Source organism: Sorangium sp. So ce887 (genome assembly GCF_051521455.1).
GTDB lineage: Bacteria > Myxococcota_A > Polyangia > Polyangiales > Polyangiaceae > Sorangium.
The window spans coordinates 6,681,240-6,697,768 of sequence record NZ_CP150354.1 but is presented as its reverse complement, the minus strand read 5'-3'; the positions used below and the strand labels follow the sequence as shown (position 1 = coordinate 6,697,768).

15 protein-coding genes are annotated in these 16,529 nt (G+C 73.4%); 9 read left to right on the top strand and 6 right to left on the bottom strand.

Annotated elements, in window-relative coordinates:
- Nucleotides 1-8: 8 nt before the first annotated feature.
- Nucleotides 9-152 (bottom strand): hypothetical protein, encoded by a 144-nt coding sequence (locus WMF36_RS24675; protein WP_437573193.1) that lies wholly within the window; start codon nt 150-152, stop codon nt 9-11.
- Between the two features lie 500 nt (nt 153-652).
- On the opposite strand from WMF36_RS24675, the gene WMF36_RS24670 reads away from it, so the two are divergent.
- Nucleotides 653-4,528 (top strand): serine/threonine-protein kinase, encoded by a 3,876-nt coding sequence (locus WMF36_RS24670; protein WP_437573192.1) that lies wholly within the window; start codon nt 653-655, stop codon nt 4,526-4,528.
- An 81-nt stretch (nt 4,529-4,609) separates the two neighbouring features.
- On the opposite strand, the gene WMF36_RS24665 is transcribed toward WMF36_RS24670, so the two are convergent.
- The gene (locus WMF36_RS24665; protein WP_437573191.1) at nt 4,610-5,551 is read right to left on the bottom strand and encodes a hypothetical protein; all 942 of its coding nucleotides are present in this window, start codon (nt 5,549-5,551) and stop codon (nt 4,610-4,612) included.
- Nucleotides 5,552-5,821: 270 nt separating this feature from the next.
- Between WMF36_RS24665 and WMF36_RS24660 the strand changes: the two genes are divergently transcribed.
- The 5 genes from WMF36_RS24660 to WMF36_RS24640 all read left to right on the top strand — a co-directional run bounded on the left by WMF36_RS24660 (nt 5,822) and on the right by WMF36_RS24640 (nt 9,509).
- The gene (locus tag WMF36_RS24660) at nt 5,822-6,610 is read left to right on the top strand and encodes an SDR family NAD(P)-dependent oxidoreductase (RefSeq protein ID WP_437573190.1); all 789 of its coding nucleotides are present in this window, start codon (nt 5,822-5,824) and stop codon (nt 6,608-6,610) included.
- Between the two features lie 158 nt (nt 6,611-6,768).
- On the top strand, nt 6,769-8,157 hold the full coding sequence (locus tag WMF36_RS24655; RefSeq protein ID WP_437573189.1) for an MFS transporter: 1,389 nt from the start codon (nt 6,769-6,771) through the stop codon (nt 8,155-8,157).
- Nucleotides 8,158-8,258: 101 nt separating this feature from the next.
- A complete protein-coding gene (locus tag WMF36_RS24650; RefSeq protein ID WP_437573188.1) occupies nt 8,259-8,615 on the top strand; it encodes a hypothetical protein in 357 nt (118 codons plus the stop codon).
- Nucleotides 8,616-8,691: 76 nt separating this feature from the next.
- Nucleotides 8,692-9,075 carry a hypothetical protein gene (locus WMF36_RS24645; RefSeq protein WP_437573187.1) on the top strand — a complete coding sequence of 128 codons (384 nt, stop codon included), beginning with the start codon at nt 8,692-8,694 and terminating at the stop codon, nt 9,073-9,075.
- Entirely contained in the window at nt 9,072-9,509 is a 438-nt protein-coding gene (locus tag WMF36_RS24640) for an HNH endonuclease (protein WP_437573186.1), read from the top strand. Before WMF36_RS24645 ends, WMF36_RS24640 begins: the two co-directional genes overlap by 4 nt.
- Before the next feature lie 117 nt (nt 9,510-9,626).
- Here WMF36_RS24640 and WMF36_RS24635 read toward each other — a convergent pair whose 3' ends face one another.
- Nucleotides 9,627-10,409 carry a hypothetical protein gene (locus WMF36_RS24635; RefSeq protein ID WP_437573185.1) on the bottom strand — a complete coding sequence of 261 codons (783 nt, stop codon included), beginning with the start codon at nt 10,407-10,409 and terminating at the stop codon, nt 9,627-9,629.
- Between the two features lie 245 nt (nt 10,410-10,654).
- Here WMF36_RS24635 and WMF36_RS24630 point away from each other — a divergent pair, with 245 nt between their 5' ends.
- On the top strand, nt 10,655-11,182 hold the full coding sequence (locus WMF36_RS24630) for a DUF2243 domain-containing protein (RefSeq protein ID WP_437573184.1): 528 nt from the start codon (nt 10,655-10,657) through the stop codon (nt 11,180-11,182).
- 43 nt (nt 11,183-11,225) lie between these two features.
- Here the strand turns inward: WMF36_RS24630 and WMF36_RS24625 are convergent, their stop codons facing one another.
- The 3 genes from WMF36_RS24625 to WMF36_RS24615 form a co-directional block, all read right to left on the bottom strand.
- A complete protein-coding gene (locus tag WMF36_RS24625; RefSeq protein WP_437573183.1) occupies nt 11,226-12,044 on the bottom strand; it encodes a hypothetical protein in 819 nt (272 codons plus the stop codon).
- A gap of 79 nt (nt 12,045-12,123) precedes the next feature.
- Nucleotides 12,124-12,615: a Cys-tRNA(Pro) deacylase gene (gene ybaK, locus WMF36_RS24620; protein WP_437581956.1), complete on the bottom strand. Its 492-nt coding sequence runs from the start codon at nt 12,613-12,615 to the stop codon at nt 12,124-12,126.
- A 154-nt stretch (nt 12,616-12,769) separates the two neighbouring features.
- The gene (locus WMF36_RS24615) at nt 12,770-13,690 is read right to left on the bottom strand and encodes a hypothetical protein (RefSeq protein WP_437573182.1); all 921 of its coding nucleotides are present in this window, start codon (nt 13,688-13,690) and stop codon (nt 12,770-12,772) included.
- 424 nt (nt 13,691-14,114) lie between these two features.
- On the opposite strand from WMF36_RS24615, the gene WMF36_RS24610 reads away from it, so the two are divergent.
- The gene (locus WMF36_RS24610; RefSeq protein ID WP_437573181.1) at nt 14,115-15,755 is read left to right on the top strand and encodes a di-heme-cytochrome C peroxidase; all 1,641 of its coding nucleotides are present in this window, start codon (nt 14,115-14,117) and stop codon (nt 15,753-15,755) included.
- A 215-nt stretch (nt 15,756-15,970) separates the two neighbouring features.
- Nucleotides 15,971-16,495 carry a hypothetical protein gene (locus tag WMF36_RS24605; protein WP_437573180.1) on the top strand — a complete coding sequence of 175 codons (525 nt, stop codon included), beginning with the start codon at nt 15,971-15,973 and terminating at the stop codon, nt 16,493-16,495.
- Nucleotides 16,496-16,529: the final 34 nt, after the last annotated feature.

Here is a 16,529-nt window from a genome sequence, read left to right as displayed (position 1 = left end):
GGAACGCCTCAACGGGCGCGCCGCCGCCGCTTCAACGCGTCCTTCAGCAAGCTCCCTGCGGTGGCGCCGAGGGGCTCGACCAGGATGGCCGCGGTCGCCGTCGACACGGCCTTGACCGCCCTTCGAAGGGCGCGTCGCGTCTTCTGCTTCATGACGACTTGCGCTTCAGCCCAGCACGCTGGATGCCATGGATTCGAGTTCAGACAACCGTGACGGAGACGATGAAACGTCGTGACGCGCATCCTGCGGACAGGGCGTTTTGCCTCGCTGTGGTGAAAATGCGCGGCCACGCCCCAGCGCAAATCCGCCAGGGTGACAGCGGACGCGAGCCCGACAGGCAGCGAGCCCCCCGCGGGGCAGCCCGAGCAAGAGCGAGCCCGCTGCGAGGCGAGCCCGACGGCAGCGAGCCCGCTCCCAGGGAAGCCGCCGGGTTCCTGGTGCCGCACGGGGTCGCGCTCCGCGCTGCATGGAGCCTCCGCCCGTGCTCCGGCGCTGTATGTTTTTTATCTCACACTCTGTGCTCGGTCGCGACCGGCAATGTACTGCTGTGTCCGGCCGCTCCGGGCGGACTCGCTGGCGATCGGCGCCGAGTTCGTCTACTCACCGTTGTAAGCAAGCTCATGCGAGATCTCAGGTAACACGGGAAGCCGAGATGCGCGTGGGAGATGTCATCGACCGTCGCTTCCGCATCGAGCGCCTCGCCAGCTCCGGCGGGATGGGCGACGTCTACCGCGCCATCGATCTGGACACGAACGAGCCGGTCGCGCTCAAGGTCCTGCAGCGCCGGGGGCTCCAGGAGGCGATCCGGTTCGCGCGGGAGGTGGAGGCGCTCGAGGCGCTCACCGCGCTCCGGCACCCGGGCATCGTGCGCTACACCGCGCACGGCGCGACCGAGACCGGGCAGCCCTACCTCGCCATGGAGTGGCTCGCCGGCGAGACGCTGACCGAGCGCCTCGCCCGCAGGTCGCTCACCGTCGCCGAGACCCTCGCGCTCGGCTCCAGCATCGCCGCCACGCTCGGCGTCGTCCACCGCGCCGGCATCGTCCACCGCGACCTCAAGCCGAGCAACCTGCTCCTCGTGGGCGGCGCCATCGAGGGGGTCACCCTCCTCGACTTCGGCGTGGTGCGCCTCGGCGCCATCGACCGGCACCTCACCATGCCGGGAACGATGCTCGGCACCCCGGGCTACATGGCGCCGGAGCAGGCCCGCAGCGAGCCGAACATCGACGCCCGCGCCGACGTCTTCTCGCTCGGCTGCGTGCTCTTCAAGTGCCTCACCGGGCGCTCGGCGTTCCAGGGCACCGACGGGCTCTCGGTGCTCATCAAGGTCATCCTCGAGGACCCGCCGCGGCTCCGGGAGCTCCGCGGCGACATCCCCGAGGCGCTCGACGATCTCGTCGCGCGCATGCTCGCGAAGCCGCCGAAGGACCGGCCCCGCGACGGCGACGCGGTCGTGGCCGAGCTCCTCGCGCTCGACGACCTCGGCCCGGACGTCGTGAGCAGCCGCCCCTCGAACACCGTGCGCGGGAGCGAGATCACCACGAACGAGCGCAAGATGATGTGCCTCGTGCTCGCGCGCGACGTGACCGGCGACGCCGAGGCGACGCGCTCCCAGGAAGAGGACCTGGAGCGCAGCAAGGCGCTCATCGCGGTCGCCGAGCGCTACCAGGGCGAGCTCGAGATCCTGGAGTCCCGCTCCCCGCTCATCGTGCTCTCCACCGGCGGGGCGCCGACCGACCTCGCCGCCCAGGCCGCGCGCTGCGCGCTCGCGCTGAACGCGCTGCTCGGCTGCGTGCCCGTCGCGCTCGTCACCGGCCGCGCCGAGATCTCCTCGCGCCTGCCGGTCGGCGAGCTCATCGATCGCGCCGTCCACCTCCTGCCGGGCGCCCACGCCCCGCCCGGCGCGGACGCCGTCCGCCTGGACGAGGTGACCGCGGGGCTGCTCGGCTCCCGGTTCGACGTCACCCGCGACAGGGGCGCCCTCCGCGTGCACGGCGAGCGCGAGGCGCTCGCGACGACGCCGCCCCTGCTCGGCAAGCCCACGCCGTGCGTCGGGCGCGACCGCGAGCTCGCCCTCCTCGAGGCCGCGTTCTCCCACTGCGTCGAGGAGTCGGCGCCGAGCGCCGTGCTCGTGACCGCGCCCGCGGGCGCCGGCAAATCGCGCCTCCGCACCGAGCTGCTCCGGCGCCTCCGCGACCGCGGCGAGGAGATCGAGGTGTGGATCGGGCGCGGCGACCCCATGAGCGCCGGGTCGGCCTTCGCCCTGCTCGCCCCGGCGCTGCGGCGCGCGATCGGCCTGTTCGACGGCGAGCCGATCGAGGCGCGGCAGCACAAGATCCGCGCGCGCGTCGAGCGGTACGGCCGGGGCGACTCCGCGCGCACCGCGGCGTTCCTCGGGGAGCTCATGGGCGTGCCGTTCCCCGACGGCGACAGCGTGCAGCTCATGGCGGCGCGGCGCAGCCCCGTGCTGATGAGCGACCAGATCCGCCTCGCCTGGGAGGAGCTGCTCCGGGCCGAGTGCACGGCGAGGCCGGTGCTGCTCGTGCTCGAGGACCTGCACTGGGGCGACCTGCCGAGCGTGATGCTCGTCGACTCGGCGCTCCGCAACCTCGGCGATCAGCGGCTGATGGTGCTCGCGCTCGGCCGGCCCGAGGTGCGCGAGCTGTTCCCGAAGCTCTGGGCGGGGCGCGGCGTGCACGAGGTGCAGCTCTCGGGGCTGCCGCGCCGCGCGAGCGAGCGGCTCGTGCGCCAGGTGCTCGGCGAGGACGTGGCGCCGGAGCTCCTCGCGATGATCGTCGACCGCGCCGACGGCAACGCGTTCTACCTGGAGGAGCAGATCCGCGCGGTCGCCGACGGCAAGGGCGCCGACCTGCCCGAGACGGTGCTGGCGATGGTGCAGGCGCGCATCGAGGCGCTCGACGTCGAGGCGCGGCGCGCGCTGCGGGCGGCGAGCATCTTCGGGCAGACGTTCTGGCAGGGCGGCGTCTCGGCGCTCGTGGGCGGGGCGCAGGTGGCGTCGAAGCTGGTCGAGCTGGAGCAGCGCGAGGTCATCGCCCGGCGCGGCGAGGGCAGCCTCCCCGGCGAGGTCGAGTACAGCTTCCAGCACGCGATCGTCCGGGAGGCGGCCTACGGGATGCTGACCGAGGGCGACCGGCGGCTCGGGCACAGGCTCGCGGGCGAGTGGCTCTCGCGCGCGGGCGCGGCGGACGCGATGGCGCTCGGCGAGCACTTCGAGCGCGGCGGCGAGCTCTCGCGGGCCGCGGCCGCCTACTGCCGCGCGGCCGAGCAGGCGCTGCGGGCGCAGGACCTCGCGGCCGCGATCGAGCGCGCCGAGCGCGGGGTCGCGTGCGGCCCGACGGCGCAGACGCTGGGGGCGCTGCGCCTCGTGGAGGCCGAGGCGCACGTCTGGCGCGGGGAGCTCGCGCTCGCGGAGCAGCGCGGGACGGAGGCGGTGGACCGGCTGCCGGCCGGCGCGGCGCCGTGGTTCTCGGCGATCAAGCAGGTGGCGGTCGCCGCGGGCAAGCTGGGCGGCTTCGAGCGGGTGGAGCGCTGGATGGGCGCGGCGCAGGCCGCCGAGGCGGAGGCGGAGGGCGCGCTCGTGGCGAAGCACATGTGCCTCGGCGAGGGCGCGCTGCTGCTCGTGTTCGGGGGGCGCTACGCGTTCGCGGACGCGCTGATCGAGGCGATCGAGGGCGACGGGACCGACCTCGCGGAGCGGGAGGCCGAGGTGGTGGCGCGGCTGCACGAGGCGCGGTCGATCCGGGCGCTCGTGAACGGCGATCCCGGCGCCTGCCTCGCGGGGCTGTCGGCGGCGCTCGCGGCGTTCGAGCGGGCGGGCGATCGCGGCAACGCCTGCGCGGTCCGCATGAACGTGGGCTACATGCACGCGGAGCTCGGGGATTTCGCGGGCGCCGAGGAGGTGCTGCGCAGCGCGCTGGCAGGCGCCGAGCGGATGGGGCTGCACGAGCTCGTGGCGGCGACGCTGAGCAACCTGGGGCACGTCCTCGGCTACAGGGGGCGCATCGAGGAGGCGCAGCGGATCGAGCGGGAGGCGATCGCGCTGTCGCAGCGGCTCGGGGATCCGCGCCAGGAGGGGAGCGCGCGGACGTACCTCGCGCGGATCGCGCTGCTCGCCCGGGATTTCGAGGGGGCGGAGCGCGAGGCGACGACGGCGGCGGAGATCCTGCAGAGCGCGCCGCCGCTGCGCGCGGCGGCGGTGGCGGCGCGGGCGCGGGCGCTCCTCGGGCTGGGGAGGTTCGACGAGGGGCTGTCGGCGGCGGGGGAGGCGTTCTCGATGCTGGAGGCGATCGGGGCGATCGAGGAGGGGGAGTCCGCGGTGCGGCTCGTCTATGCCGAGGCGCTGGCGGCGAACGGGATGGAGGCGGACTGCGCGGCGGTGATCGCGGCGGCGCGGGAGAGGCTGCTGGAGAGGGCGGGGAAGATCAGCGATCCGGTGTGGAGGGAGAGGTTCCTCACGGTGCCGGATAACCAGAAGACGCTCGCGATTGCGGAGCGGTGGGGGGGGTAGGGAAGGGGAGAAGGGGAGCGGGGGCGAGCTCGCGCACGAGCGCGAAAGGCGGGGACGGGGGCGGAGGGTTGAGGCGGGGGCTCAGTCTTCGCGGGCGGCGGGCGGGAGGCCGGCGTTCTTGCGGAGGGTGGCGATCAGGGCGTCCATCGCCTCGCGGTAGCGCTTCTGGGCCGCGGCGAGGCGATCCTCCATCGTCTCGTCGATCTGCTTCACCTGCGTCGCGGACGAGTCGAGCATCGCCTTGCTGCGCCCGAGGTCTTCGATGCGCGCGTCCGACGCCTTCTTCTCCGCGTCGGTGCGATCGCCCGAGGACTGGAACGCGCGCTCCGCCGCCACGGCCTCGTCGATCGACGCCTTGATCGCCTCGATCTCCTCGAGCATCCGGCGGAGCCGGAGCTTGTGCTCGACCATGTCGATGTGAACGGTGTAGCTCGCGAAGCTCACGGCATCGGCCTGCCTCTCGAGCGCCGCGGCGTTCTCCTTGCCGAGCGAGGCGCGGTGACGGTCGATGCGGCGGTGCGCCTCGTTGCGGTCGCGGACGTACTTCTCGAGCTGGCGCGCGACGCCCTCCTCGAGCGCGTGGGCGGTGGCGCCGGTGACGTCGGCGTCGCACCCCTTCTGCTTGACGACGTACTGCGCGGCGCCGCTCACCTTGCGATTGAGCTCGTCCTTGTTGTCGTCGAAGAACGCCATGGCGCCGTTCACGGCGCGCACGCGCTCCACATAGTCGTAGCTCCGGCCCGCCGCGTCGGCCTGCTCGATGACGTCGACGACCACCTTCCAGTCCGGCTCCTTGAGCTCATCCGGGTAGCCCGCGAGCTGGTCGGTGGCGCGCTTCGCGAGGTCCTCGCGCTCGCTGAACGACGTGGCCGTGGCCTGGAGCTCGGCCGGGTAGCGCTCGGCGTAGCCGCTCTGCGGGGCCGACGAGGCGATCTCGGGCTCCGGCTTGGGCGCGCTGCAACCGAGCGCGAAGAGGTGGCCGGTCAGAAAGAGCGCGCCGGCGACGAGGCGGGGTCGGTTCATGGGAGCAGCGCTATAACCCAACTCCGACCCCGCCGGGCGCGCTCCGCGCATCCTACATCCGCGCCGCGCGGCACACGGAGAACGCAAGGCGCGCTGCGCTGAACGGCGCCGGAATCGCTTCCCATTTGGTCGCGCCCTTGGCATCGTCGCGGCCCGTTCTGCGCGCTGGGAGGTGCTCCGGGCGAGCGAGGACGGTTGCTTGAACTCGGCATTTCGAGCGCCGGAGCCGGTCACGGCGGCGCCGATCACCTTCGCGAGAGGATGTGCGGCATGGGAGCTTTGAAAGACAAGGTCGTCATCGTCACAGGCGCGAGCTCGGGCATCGGCAGGGAGACGGCCGCCGCGCTCGCCGCCGAGGGCGCGAAGGTCGTCGCGAGCGCGCGGCGCGAGGCGCAGGGGCGCGAGCTCGTCGCCGCCGTCAAGGACCGCGGCGGGGAGATCACCTGGGTCACCGCCGACGTGCGGGTGGAGAGCGACGTCAAGGCGCTCGTGGACGCCGCGGTCTCCACCTACGGTCGCCTCGACGGCAGCTTCAACAACGCCGGGGCCGGCTATCTGGTGCCGTTCATCGAGATGAGCAACGAGGATTACGACCAGTTCATGGACACGAACCTCCGCGGCGCCTTCTGGTGCATGAAGTACCAGCTCAAGGCCATGCTCGCGGGCGGCGGGGGCTCCATCGTCAACTGCGCCTCGGTGGCCGCGTCGCGCTCCTTCCCCGGGCTGTCGGCCTACGCCGCGTCCAAGGCCGGCCTCGTCGCGCTCTCGCGCACCGTCGCGGTCGAGCACGCGCAGAAGGGCATCCGCGTCAACACGGTGAGCCCCGGCGTCGTCGAGTCCGAGATGGCCACGGCGGGCTGGCGCCTCGACGATCCCCAGGGCCTCGCCTTCGCCGCGTCGCTCCACGCCATGAACCGCGTCGGCAAGCCGGGGGAGGTGGCCGCGGCGGTCGTGTTCCTCCTCAGCGACAAGGCCTCGTTCATCACGGGCCAGGACATCATCGTCGACGGTGGCCTCGTCTCGGCCGCGTGGCCCGCGGGCTACGCGGGCGGGGGCTGAGCCGCGCTCCGGGTGCAGGCTGGGCCGCGCTCCACGGCGCGGCTGGTCCGCTCGCCGCCGCGGAGCCTGCCCGCCCATCCCGGTGCGCCTGACCGCCCGCGGCGCTCGATTTCTTCCGATCCCGGGTTCCTGCGCCTCCAGCACACCATACTGCGGCCATGCGTCAGCCTGAACCTGAAGCGGCGCCGCTCCGGGGGGCGGGCGACGGCCGGCGGCCGGCGGCCTCCGCCCCGTCGCTTGTGCGCGCGCTCCGCCACCGGAACTACCAGCTGTTCTTCTCGGGGCAGCTCGTCTCGCTGGTCGGCACCTGGATGCAGTCGGTCGCGCAGTCGTGGCTCGTCTACCGCCTCACGGGCTCGTCGCTGCTGCTCGGCACCGTCGGGTTCGCCACGCAGATCCCCGTCTTCCTGCTCGCCCCCATCGGCGGCGCCGTGGCCGACCGGCGGAGCCGCCACCGCATCCTCATCGCGACGCAATCGGTCGCGATGGTGCTCGCCCTCGGGCTCGCCGCGCTCACCCTGAGCGGGCGCGTCGAGGTCGCGCACATCCTCGGGTTCAGCGTGCTCCTCGGCGTCGTGAACGCCTTCGACATCCCCACGCGGCAGGCGTTCGTGGTCGAGATGGTCGGCAGGGAGGACCTCGCCAACGCCATCGCCCTGAACTCCTCGATGTTCAACGGCGCCCGGATCATCGGCCCGGCCGTGGCCGGCATCCTGGTCGGCGCGATCGGCGAGGCGTGGTGCTTCCTCGCGAACGGGCTGAGCTTCCTCGCCGTCATCGCGAGCCTCCTCGCGATGCGCGTGCCGACCCGGCCGCCCGCCGTCCGGCGCGGCTCGGCGCTCGCCGAGACGGCCGAGGGCTTCCGGTTCGTGGCGCGCACCGGGGCGGTCCGCGCGCTCCTCGTGCTGCTCGGGGTCGTGAGCGTCACCGCGATGCCGTACGCGGTGCTGATGCCGATCTTCGCCGACCGGATCCTCGGCGGCGGCGCGCGGGGGCTCGGCATCCTGATGGGCGCGTCGGGCATCGGCGCGCTGCTCGGCGCGCTCGTCCTCGCCGGGCGCAGGCGGCTCCGGGGCCTCGGCCACTGGGTGGCCGCGGCGTGCGCGGGGTTCGGGGTGGCGCTCGGGCTGTTCGCGCTGTCGCGGTCGTTCTGGCTGTCGGCGCTGCTGCTCGTGCCCGTCGGCTTCTCGATGATGGTGCAGATGGCGGGGTCGAACACGCTCGTGCAGGCGATGGTGCCGGACGCGCTCCGCGGCCGCGTCATGGCGGTCTACGCGATGATGTTCATGGGGATGGCCCCGCTCGGCGCGCTGCTCGCCGGCTGGCTCGCGGACCGGATCGGCGCGCCCGCGACCGTGGCCTCCGGCGGCGCCTGCTGCATCGTGGCCGCGGCGGTGTTCGCGACGAGGCTCCCCCGGCTGCGGCAGCAGGCGCGGGAGCTCATCATCGCCCAGCAGATGGCCGCCGGGACGCCTGCGGAGCAGCTCACCCAGCCGGTCCCGGTGGAGGGATTCCCCGGAGAGCAGCGGTCGGCGCGGCCGGCGTGAGCGGGCGGGGCCGGCGTGCGCCGGCACCTCGCGTGCACGCAGCGGATTGCACCGCGCGTGTGCGGGGGATGCACGGCGCGCGTCGCCGAGGGAGGGGAATCATGGGGCGCGATGAGAAGGAACGGCCCGAGCCGCAGGCGCAGGGGAAGGGGCGTATCGACGAGGTCGATCAGTCGAAGGGGATCTTCCGGCTCGACGGGCCGCACCCGAAGGACGCCGAGCTCCGCGCGCCGGGCACGCTCGGCGGCGGTCCTTACGAGGAGTCCGGTCGCGGCGGCCCGGCCGGCTCGCTCGAGCCGCGGGACCCCAGCATCGCGGCCGAGGGCGCGGAGGCGCTGACCGAGGAGCAGGAGGCGCAGGGCGGCGACGCGCCCGACGAGACGCGGCCGGTGGCGGGCGCGCTGCCGCAGCACGAGGAGCGGAGCGCGGAGGAGCGCAGGACCGCCGGGCAGGGGTAGCAGGGCGCGGCGGCGGGGGAGCGCGGGTGGTGGTGGCCGGCAGGCAACGGCTGAGCGGGCGTGGTATCCTGTGTCCATGGCCGTGCCGGACCCTTCTGAGCTGGAGAAGATCCTCGCCGCAGCGCGGCGTCTGCCCCGGAAGGCGCAGGCCGAGCTTGCCGAGACGCTCCTGCGTGAGGCCGGAGCGCCTGGCGTCGAGCCGCCCGGCCAGCCTGGGCTCGAACCGCTACGAGGGATGAGCGAGACGGAGCTCGTCGCGCTGTCCAGCTCCGTCGTCGCGTCGGGCCGCCAGCGACGGATGACGGCGCTTCTGCGCAGGAGCTCGCGGGGGGAGCTCGGGGACGGTGAGCGGCAGGAGCTCGACGCATTGCTCGACGAGGCCGACCGCATTGCGCTGCTGAAGGCCAGAGCTGCGTATACGCTCGCCCAGCTGGAACGTCACCGCACGGCTGCTGCGTGACCGCCGGCCGGATCCCCTTCCGGCTCCGCAAGCTGGTCCTCGCCCGCGACGCCGGCAGGTGTGCGTTCTGCCGCTGCGCCGAGAGCCTGATGGGCGTGACGTTCGAGATCGATCATGTCGCGCCCCGATCGACGGGAGGCACGACCTCGATCGACAACCTCTGCCTTTGCTGCCCGACATGCAACCGCCACAAGGCGGCGCGCAGGCACGCCCTCGATCCCATCACCGGTGAGAGCGTGCCGCTGTTTCATCCCATCCACGATGCCTGGGAGGAGCACTTCGAGTGGCGCGAGGGAGCGACCCTCATCGCGGGGTGTACAGCGCCGGGACGCACCACGGTGGCGGCTCTCCAGATGAATCGACCCGTGATGGTCGAGCTCCGTCGTTACTGGGCAGCGACTGGCCTCCATCCACCGTCGGAGGGCACCGGATAGACGCTTGCGGTCCACCCGGATGTTCCCCGCCCGGCCGTGCGGAGCCCGGCGCGATCGCCCGGCTCCCGGCCCTCCATCAGGCCGAGCCGGGGGCGACCGCGCCGGCGCCGAGCGCGCTCACCGAGGGGCCGCGGCGCTCGCGACGCCCAGGGCGACGTATTTGCTGAGGGTGCCGAGCACGCCCATCTTGGCGCGGAAGTTCTTCATGAGCCGGTCGGGCAAGACCAGCTCGTCGAACAGGAAGCCGCCGAGCGCCGACAGCGCGCCCGTGAGCGGGCTGCTGCGCCGCCCCGTCGCGTCGAGCGCCTTCTCGTAGCCGATGCCCCACACGAGCAGGCCCCCGGCGAGCACCGCGACCCCGGCCGGCGTGACGACCGGGTCGAATCGGTCGCTCGCGCGGCGCCCCCCGAGCCCGACCGCCGTCGCCATGGCGTTCATGGAGGCCCAGGGCGACCCGCGCTTGAGGGTGGAGGCTGCCATCATCGTGCACATCGTCGCTGCCGTCAGCACGGCGCCGGTCCGCAGCCCGCGCGTGACGATCTCGCTCATCCGGGTCCCCTGCTGAGGGCGCTGCGCCGCTGCGCCAGGCACCGCCTCGGGCGGCAGGGCCGTCGCCTCGGGCGGCAGCGCGCTCGCCTGGGCAGGCGAGGTCACCGCCTCGGTCGGCATGGCCGCCGCCTCGGGCGGCAAAGCGCTCGCCTCGGGCGGCAGGGCCGTCGCCTGGAGCGGTGAAGGCACCCCCTCGGAAGGGGGGATCAGCACCTCGGACTGGTCTGCCTCCGTGCCCCCCTGGCGGCCGACATGGAGATAGTCCTCGCGGCCGTCGTGATACGTGTAGGGGACCGGCTTGGGGCCCTGGTGCTCCGGCTCCGGCGTTCCTGCGGCGCGTTCCGGGTTCATTCGATTATCCATCTCACACCTTTCGACGATTCTGCGGAAACCTAGGATCGAGGGCATGTGCCAACTCCGTGCCAGCTCCGCGTTGGCCGGTCCACGTCGCCGAGACATCGCCTCAAGAGCGGTCGACCCGGGCTCCCGCGCTCCCGCGGACGCAAGCCGGTCGCCCCGCTGACCCGGCCTATCCGCCCCGCTCCGCACGCGCCCGTGGTTTGACCCTCGCATGGCGCTCTGCCCAGGAGGACCCCATGAGCACAGCCCGCCCGATCGAGAACGCCACCCCCATGAGGACGTCACGCGCCGTGAAGACGGCCGGCGTGCTCCTTGGCATGGGCGCGGGCGGGCTGATCGATGGGATCCTGTTCCATCAGCTCCTGCAGTGGCATCACCTGATCTGCTTCAGCTGCCATCCGGGCGCCACGATCGAGGATGTGAGGAGAAACATCTTCGCAGACGGCTTGTTCAGCGTTGTCGCATTCAGTCTCACCGTGGCAGGAGTCAGCAAGCTCTGGAGCGCGCTGCGCGTGGGCGGAGCTCCGCTGCCCGGGCGGATCCTCCCGGGCGCCGCCGCCGTGGGCTGGGGGGTGTTCAACCTGGTCGAGGGGGTGATCGATCATCACCTCCTCCAGATTCACCACGTCCGTCCAGGGCCCGGTCAGCTGGGTTGGGATCTGGCCTTCCTCGTATCCGGGGCCCTGCTCGTGCTCGGCGGCCTGCGCCTGATGCGCGAGGCGCCGCCGCCCGCCGCCGCGCCAGCTCGCCTGTCAGCGCGATGAGGGGGAGCGGCGGGGCGAGCGCCGGGCCGAATCGTCTGGCCGATCAGGCCGGGCCCCTCTCGCCCTCGCCCCAGGCCATCTGCACGAGGCGGTGCAGCAGGGACGGCGAGGGCGGCTGCGAGCCCGCCTCGAGCGACGGAAACGCGCACGTCAGCTGGACCGCGGCGAACGGCGCCCTCCTGGCGATGAGCAGCTCGCAATGGCCGCCGAACACCGCCGGGTTCCCGGGCGAAGCGGGGGTGTCGAGCGCGAGCCCCTCGGGGAGCTCCGCGAGCGCCCGCTGCAGGTCGTCGAGCTCCTCCGGCGCGAGGCGCCGCTCGCGCGGCCCGGCCGTGCCGCCCCCGCCCGGGTGAAGCAGCGCGTGCCCGCCGGCCTGCGAGCGGAACGGGCCGTCCGAGGACGGCGACAGCGAGAGCTCGACCTTGACCCAGCGGCGCCCTCCGCCGGCCGGCGCGATGCCTTCGAGGACGAGGAGCCAGTCCGGCCCCGGCCGGCGCGCCATCGCACGCCCTGCCCAGCGCCGCAGCGCCTGGGGCCCCGCCCAGGGCGAGAGCCCGGCGTGCCACGAGCGGAACGCGAGCTCCTCGCGGTACGCCGCGCCCGGGAGCCACGCCCTGGCCGCCCCGAGCGATTCCCACACGGCGAGCCCCGCCGCGAGCGCCGGGCCCACGCTGATGCACTGGACCAGCCCGGGAATGCATGCGGCGGCCGCGACGAGCACGGCGCCGCTCGCCGCGGTCGACGCGACCAGCTGGACCGCCCCGAGCCCGAGCTCCCACGGATGGCAGCCCTGGCACAGCTGCCGCAGCTCGGCGGTGCTCAGCTCGCTCGGGTCGCGCACGTCGCTGGCCGCTCTGGTCATATCCCTCGTCGCCGCCCAGGGCTCGACCCGGAGCCGAGCCGAGCTCTGCCATCCTACCGCGATCCGGCGGCGCGCGCTGTCAATCTGCGTCGCTGCCGGGCATGGCGATGGCGCCGACCCTGGCCTTCGTCGCGCGCAGGTAGTCGCCGGGAGCGAGGAGGATCTGGGTGCCGCGCACGCCGGCCGAGATGGAGACGACGTCGAAGAGCTCGATGGTCTCATCCGCGTAGACCGGATAGGCCTTCTTCGCGCCGAGCGCCGTGACCCCGCCGCGCACGTACCCCGTGAGCGGCTGGACCTCCTTGAGAGGCACGGTGTCGACCTTGCGGTCCCCCGTGAGCCGCGCCATCGCTTTCAGGTCGAGCTGGGCGTTGCCCGGCACCACCGCGAGACAGACGCCGTGGCGGTCGCCGCGCGCCACCAGCGTCTTCCACACCTGCTCCGGCGGCAGGCCGATCTTCCTGGCCACCGTGCCTGCGGTCAGGTCGGTCGGATCGACCTCGTAGGCGCGCAGCTCGTATGGAATGCCGAGGCTGTCGAGGATGCGCGCCGCGTTGGTCTTCGTGGTCATGGGCCGCGCCATGCTATACGCGCCGGCGAGGGCGTCGACGGCCTTCTCCCTCGAGACCACGGGGGGGCTCGCTCGGTTCGGCCTACTTTCATTGGGTCGCGGAGCCGTGCCCGTCGGTGAACCTGCCGGTGCCCGCGCTGCGCGCGGGGGCCGGTCAGCGCGGGCGGCGGTCGTGGAAGAGGAGCATCTCGAGGGTGCCGGTCTCGCGGAGCCAGGGCTGGTCGTGGGGGCCCGGCAGGACGCGGAGCGTGTGGGGGATGGAGCGCTTCGCGAGCTGCGCGGCGAGGGCGGCGTTCGCGTCGTGGAACGGGTCGCCCTTGCTGGTGAGCAGGTGGAGGTCGCGCGGGCCGGCCGCGGCGACGGCCCTGGCGAGCCGGTCGGCGTAGGCGGGGGCGCGGTGGGCGCTGACGGCCGACTGCACGCCGCCCCAGGCGCCGAAGAGCTCGGGCCTGCGGAGGAACACCTCGATTCCGACGTAGCCGCCGAGGGAGCAGCCGTCGAGCGAGGTGCGGGCCGCGCCGTCGAGCACGGGCGCCTCGGCGCGAGCGCGCGGCAGGACCACCTCCGCGAGCCAGCGCGCGTAGCCGTCGAGCGCCGCGGAGGGGTTCGGCGCCTTGTGGACGTTGGGCGTGTACGGGCACGCGACCGCGAGGCCGCGGAACGGCTGCGCCGCGAGCGCGGCGTTGATCTCGGCGAGCCGCGCGTCGGTCCAGTCCTTCCGGCGCGAGGTGCGGCCGAGCGGCGGGCGGCGGAGCCGCTCGTAGGCGGACCCGAGGCCGTAGCGCTCGAGCCACGCGAAGGCGCCGAGGCGCGGGTCGCCGGTCTCACCGAGGCCGTGGAGGAGCACGAGCAGCGGCACGCGCTCGCCCGGGGCGAGGTGCCTCGGGACGAGCAGCGTGAACCGCCGGCCGAGGGCGCGGTCGCCGGGGACCTGGAGGTCGCGGACGTCGAAGGCGGGCGGGGCAGCGGCGGGCGGCGGAGATGGCGGCGCGGGCCCGGCAGGGTCGGCGAGGGCGGCGCGCGGGGCCAGGGCGGCGGCGCAGAGGGCCAGGAAGGGGCGCCGGGGGAGGAGCATGCGGGGAGTGTCGCAGCCCTGCGGCGGCCGGCAAGGCCCGCACCGGCGGTCCTGACCAGTCGCCGCGCTCGAACTATCCTGTTGCCATGCCTCCCGCGGACTTCGCCGTCTTCTGGGATCTGCCGATTCGCCGCCGGGGACCGAGATCCTGAGTCGGCGCTCGAGCAGCGCACGTCCGAAACATCAAATCATCCGAGTCGAGTTTGCGCTGCCCGCAAGCTTGACTCGGCTTTGTGTCGTCGTACGCTCCCTGCGTGGGTGTCGCGCCGCTGCGCTCTGCTCGGGGTGGAGCGCGGCAGCGCGCGAATGGGACCCTGTCGCGCTCCGGAGAGCCGATCAGGGAAAGCGCGCTGTCGCCGGATTCTGACACGCGGTGTGGCGATCGGCGCGCGTCGCGGGCGGAGCTCATCGAAGGGGGATGGTCATGTGGATCCAGAGCGGTGCGATCGCGCTCGCGATGCTCGCAGCGTCCGGCTGCGCGCAAGGGAGGGGCGGCCGGCGCGCGGGAGACGTCGTGTACCTCGACCAGGGGTGGGGCGAGGAGGAGCGTCGGATCTTCTACCGTGCCTCCCAGGGGACCAGGCTCTTGCCGCTCGGGTGGTTCCTTGCGCTGGAGCGGGGGGACAGCGCGGAGCGGTTCGTCGCGAGCGACTATGTGGCGCGCTATCGCTTCATCGAGGATCCGGGCTCGAAGAGCAATCCGGAGCGCCTCCCGGTGGGGTTCGCCAAGGACGTCGATCCAGTGACGGGCGAGGTGTACGTCGGGTTCACGTGCGGGACGTGCCACACCCGCCAGATCTCCCACCGTGGGGCGAGGATCCGGATCGACGGCGGCCCGGCGCGGATCGACGTGGTCGCCTTCACCGAGGCTGTCTTCGGCGCGCTCGACCGCACGCTGAAGACGCCGGAAAAGCTGGACCGCTTCACCCGGACGGTCCTCAAGGACCACTACGGCGAGGACTCCGCTCGCGCCCTGCGAGCGCAGGTGGGGGAGATGCTGGAGGTGGTCCGGCTGCAAGCGTTCACCGGGGGCGGGGAGGGGTCCCACGCCACCGTCGCGGGCTTCGGCAGGCTGGACGCGCTCGGGCGCGCCGGCAACCTTCTGTTCGGGTCGATCAACCCGGAGAACGTCCGCGTGACCAACGCGCCTGTCGACTATCCTCACCTCTGGGATGCGCCGAGCTACGACTGGGTGCAGTGGAACGGATCCATCATGCAGCCGATGGCTCGCAACATCGCGGAGGCCCTGGGGGTGGGCACGCACACGCGGCTCATCCCGGAGTCGCAGGGGACGAGGGTGCATGTCCAGTCGAGCATCCGGGTGGACAACCTGCGCCTGATTGAACAGCAGGTCGAGAAGCTCCGCGCGCCGCGCTGGCCAGAGCACCTCCTCGGCAGCATCGACAAGGAGCAGGCGGCCCGCGGCAGGCGCCTCTACAGCATGCACTGCGCGAGCTGTCACGAACCCGGGCTGACTCCCCCGAACGAGCACGGCAGGCGCTTCCGGAGAGCGATGATGTCCCCGCTCGACCTGATCGGCACCGATCCGACCCACGCCGTCAGCTTCAACGAGCGCAAGGTGGATCTGGGGGCGCTCGGGCTCGGGAGGATCGGGATGGCGCAGGCGCTGGAGCTCAGCACGTGGGCGATCCGCGAGACGAAGTACGAGGAGTACGGCCTGTCGGCGGAGCAGCGGCTCGCGTGGGACGGGTACCGCCCGAACAGGTGGCGCGCGCCGCTCGCGTATCGGGCGCGCGAGCTGAACGGGATCTGGGCGACGGCGCCGTACCTCCACAATGGCTCTGTCCCGAGCCTCTATGAGCTGCTCCTCCCAGGAGAGCGGCGCTCGAAGAGGTTCCCTCTCGGCGGCGCGGAGTTCGACCCGAGGCGCGTCGGCCTCCGGGTGGAGCCCTCTCAGGGAGGGTTCGAGCTCGTGACGGACCTCCCCGGCAACTCGAACGCCGGGCACGAGTACCGCGACGGGCCGCGCGGAAAGGGCGTCATCGGGCCCGCGCTGACCGAGCAGGAGCGCTGGGATCTCGTCGAGTACCTGAAGACGCTGTGACGGGCGCTCCGCTGGCGCGCGCGCCGGCGCGGGTGGAGCGCCGGGCCGGCGAACCGCCCGCGCCGGCAGTCAGCGTCGTGCCGCCCCCTGGCCGTCGAGGGGGATCGACGGGCGCCGCGGAGGCGCTCCAGAGCCGCCGGAGCTGACAGGAAATGCCCGAGCCGTGCGGGACGGGGTGGACGCGCCGTGCGAACACCGGGTACACCGAGGCGCCCATGGCCACGACGCACGACGCAACGGACGAGACGCAAGACGAGGTGGGGCAGGCGCCCCCCGTTCGCCCTGAGGACCAGGACCCGAAGCTGTGGAGGGGCAACGGGTGGACGGCGCGGGTCATCAAGAACGAGGACGACGACGGGTGGGCCGTCGAGATGACGTGCGACGGCCAGAGCGAGCCCTCGCTGGTGGGGCCGTGGACGATGGGGCGTGACAAGAAGAACCCGAAGCCCCTCGACGCGAACGCCTTCGCCACCCTGGTGAAGACGGCGAACGAGGTGCTGGCGCGCCACGCCCAGCAACGCCGGGCGCAGCTGCACCGGAGCGTCACGACGGCGGTCGAGGGCGGCGCGCGGGTGCGGGTGGACCTCGACGTGGTGCCCGACGACGACGACCCCCACGCCATCCTCACCGAGTGGGACGCGGCGGGGGAGGCCGTGCGGCGGGCGAGGGTGCCCGCGGCCTTCAAGCTCACCGCCGAGAGCGCGCGCAAGTGGCTCGAAGGGGACGTTCCCGAGGCGTGACGGGCGCGCAGCCGGCAATGCGTCCGGCGACGTC

Coding starts and splice junctions, on each gene's coding strand:
- WMF36_RS24605 (WP_437573180.1), top strand. CDS start 15,971: ATGGCCACGACGCACGACGCAACGGACGAGACGCAAGACGAGGTGGGG.
- ybaK (WP_437581956.1), bottom strand. CDS start 12,615: ATGACCACGAAGACCAACGCGGCGCGCATCCTCGACAGCCTCGGCATT.
- WMF36_RS24655 (WP_437573189.1), top strand. CDS start 6,769: ATGCGTCAGCCTGAACCTGAAGCGGCGCCGCTCCGGGGGGCGGGCGAC.
- WMF36_RS24610 (WP_437573181.1), top strand. CDS start 14,115: ATGTGGATCCAGAGCGGTGCGATCGCGCTCGCGATGCTCGCAGCGTCC.
- WMF36_RS24650 (WP_437573188.1), top strand. CDS start 8,259: ATGGGGCGCGATGAGAAGGAACGGCCCGAGCCGCAGGCGCAGGGGAAG.
- WMF36_RS24675 (WP_437573193.1), bottom strand. CDS start 152: ATGAAGCAGAAGACGCGACGCGCCCTTCGAAGGGCGGTCAAGGCCGTG.
- WMF36_RS24625 (WP_437573183.1), bottom strand. CDS start 12,044: ATGACCAGAGCGGCCAGCGACGTGCGCGACCCGAGCGAGCTGAGCACC.
- WMF36_RS24670 (WP_437573192.1), top strand. CDS start 653: ATGCGCGTGGGAGATGTCATCGACCGTCGCTTCCGCATCGAGCGCCTC.
- WMF36_RS24630 (WP_437573184.1), top strand. CDS start 10,655: ATGAGCACAGCCCGCCCGATCGAGAACGCCACCCCCATGAGGACGTCA.
- WMF36_RS24645 (WP_437573187.1), top strand. CDS start 8,692: ATGGCCGTGCCGGACCCTTCTGAGCTGGAGAAGATCCTCGCCGCAGCG.
- WMF36_RS24635 (WP_437573185.1), bottom strand. CDS start 10,409: ATGAACCCGGAACGCGCCGCAGGAACGCCGGAGCCGGAGCACCAGGGC.
- WMF36_RS24615 (WP_437573182.1), bottom strand. CDS start 13,690: ATGCTCCTCCCCCGGCGCCCCTTCCTGGCCCTCTGCGCCGCCGCCCTG.
- WMF36_RS24660 (WP_437573190.1), top strand. CDS start 5,822: ATGGGAGCTTTGAAAGACAAGGTCGTCATCGTCACAGGCGCGAGCTCG.
- WMF36_RS24665 (WP_437573191.1), bottom strand. CDS start 5,551: ATGAACCGACCCCGCCTCGTCGCCGGCGCGCTCTTTCTGACCGGCCAC.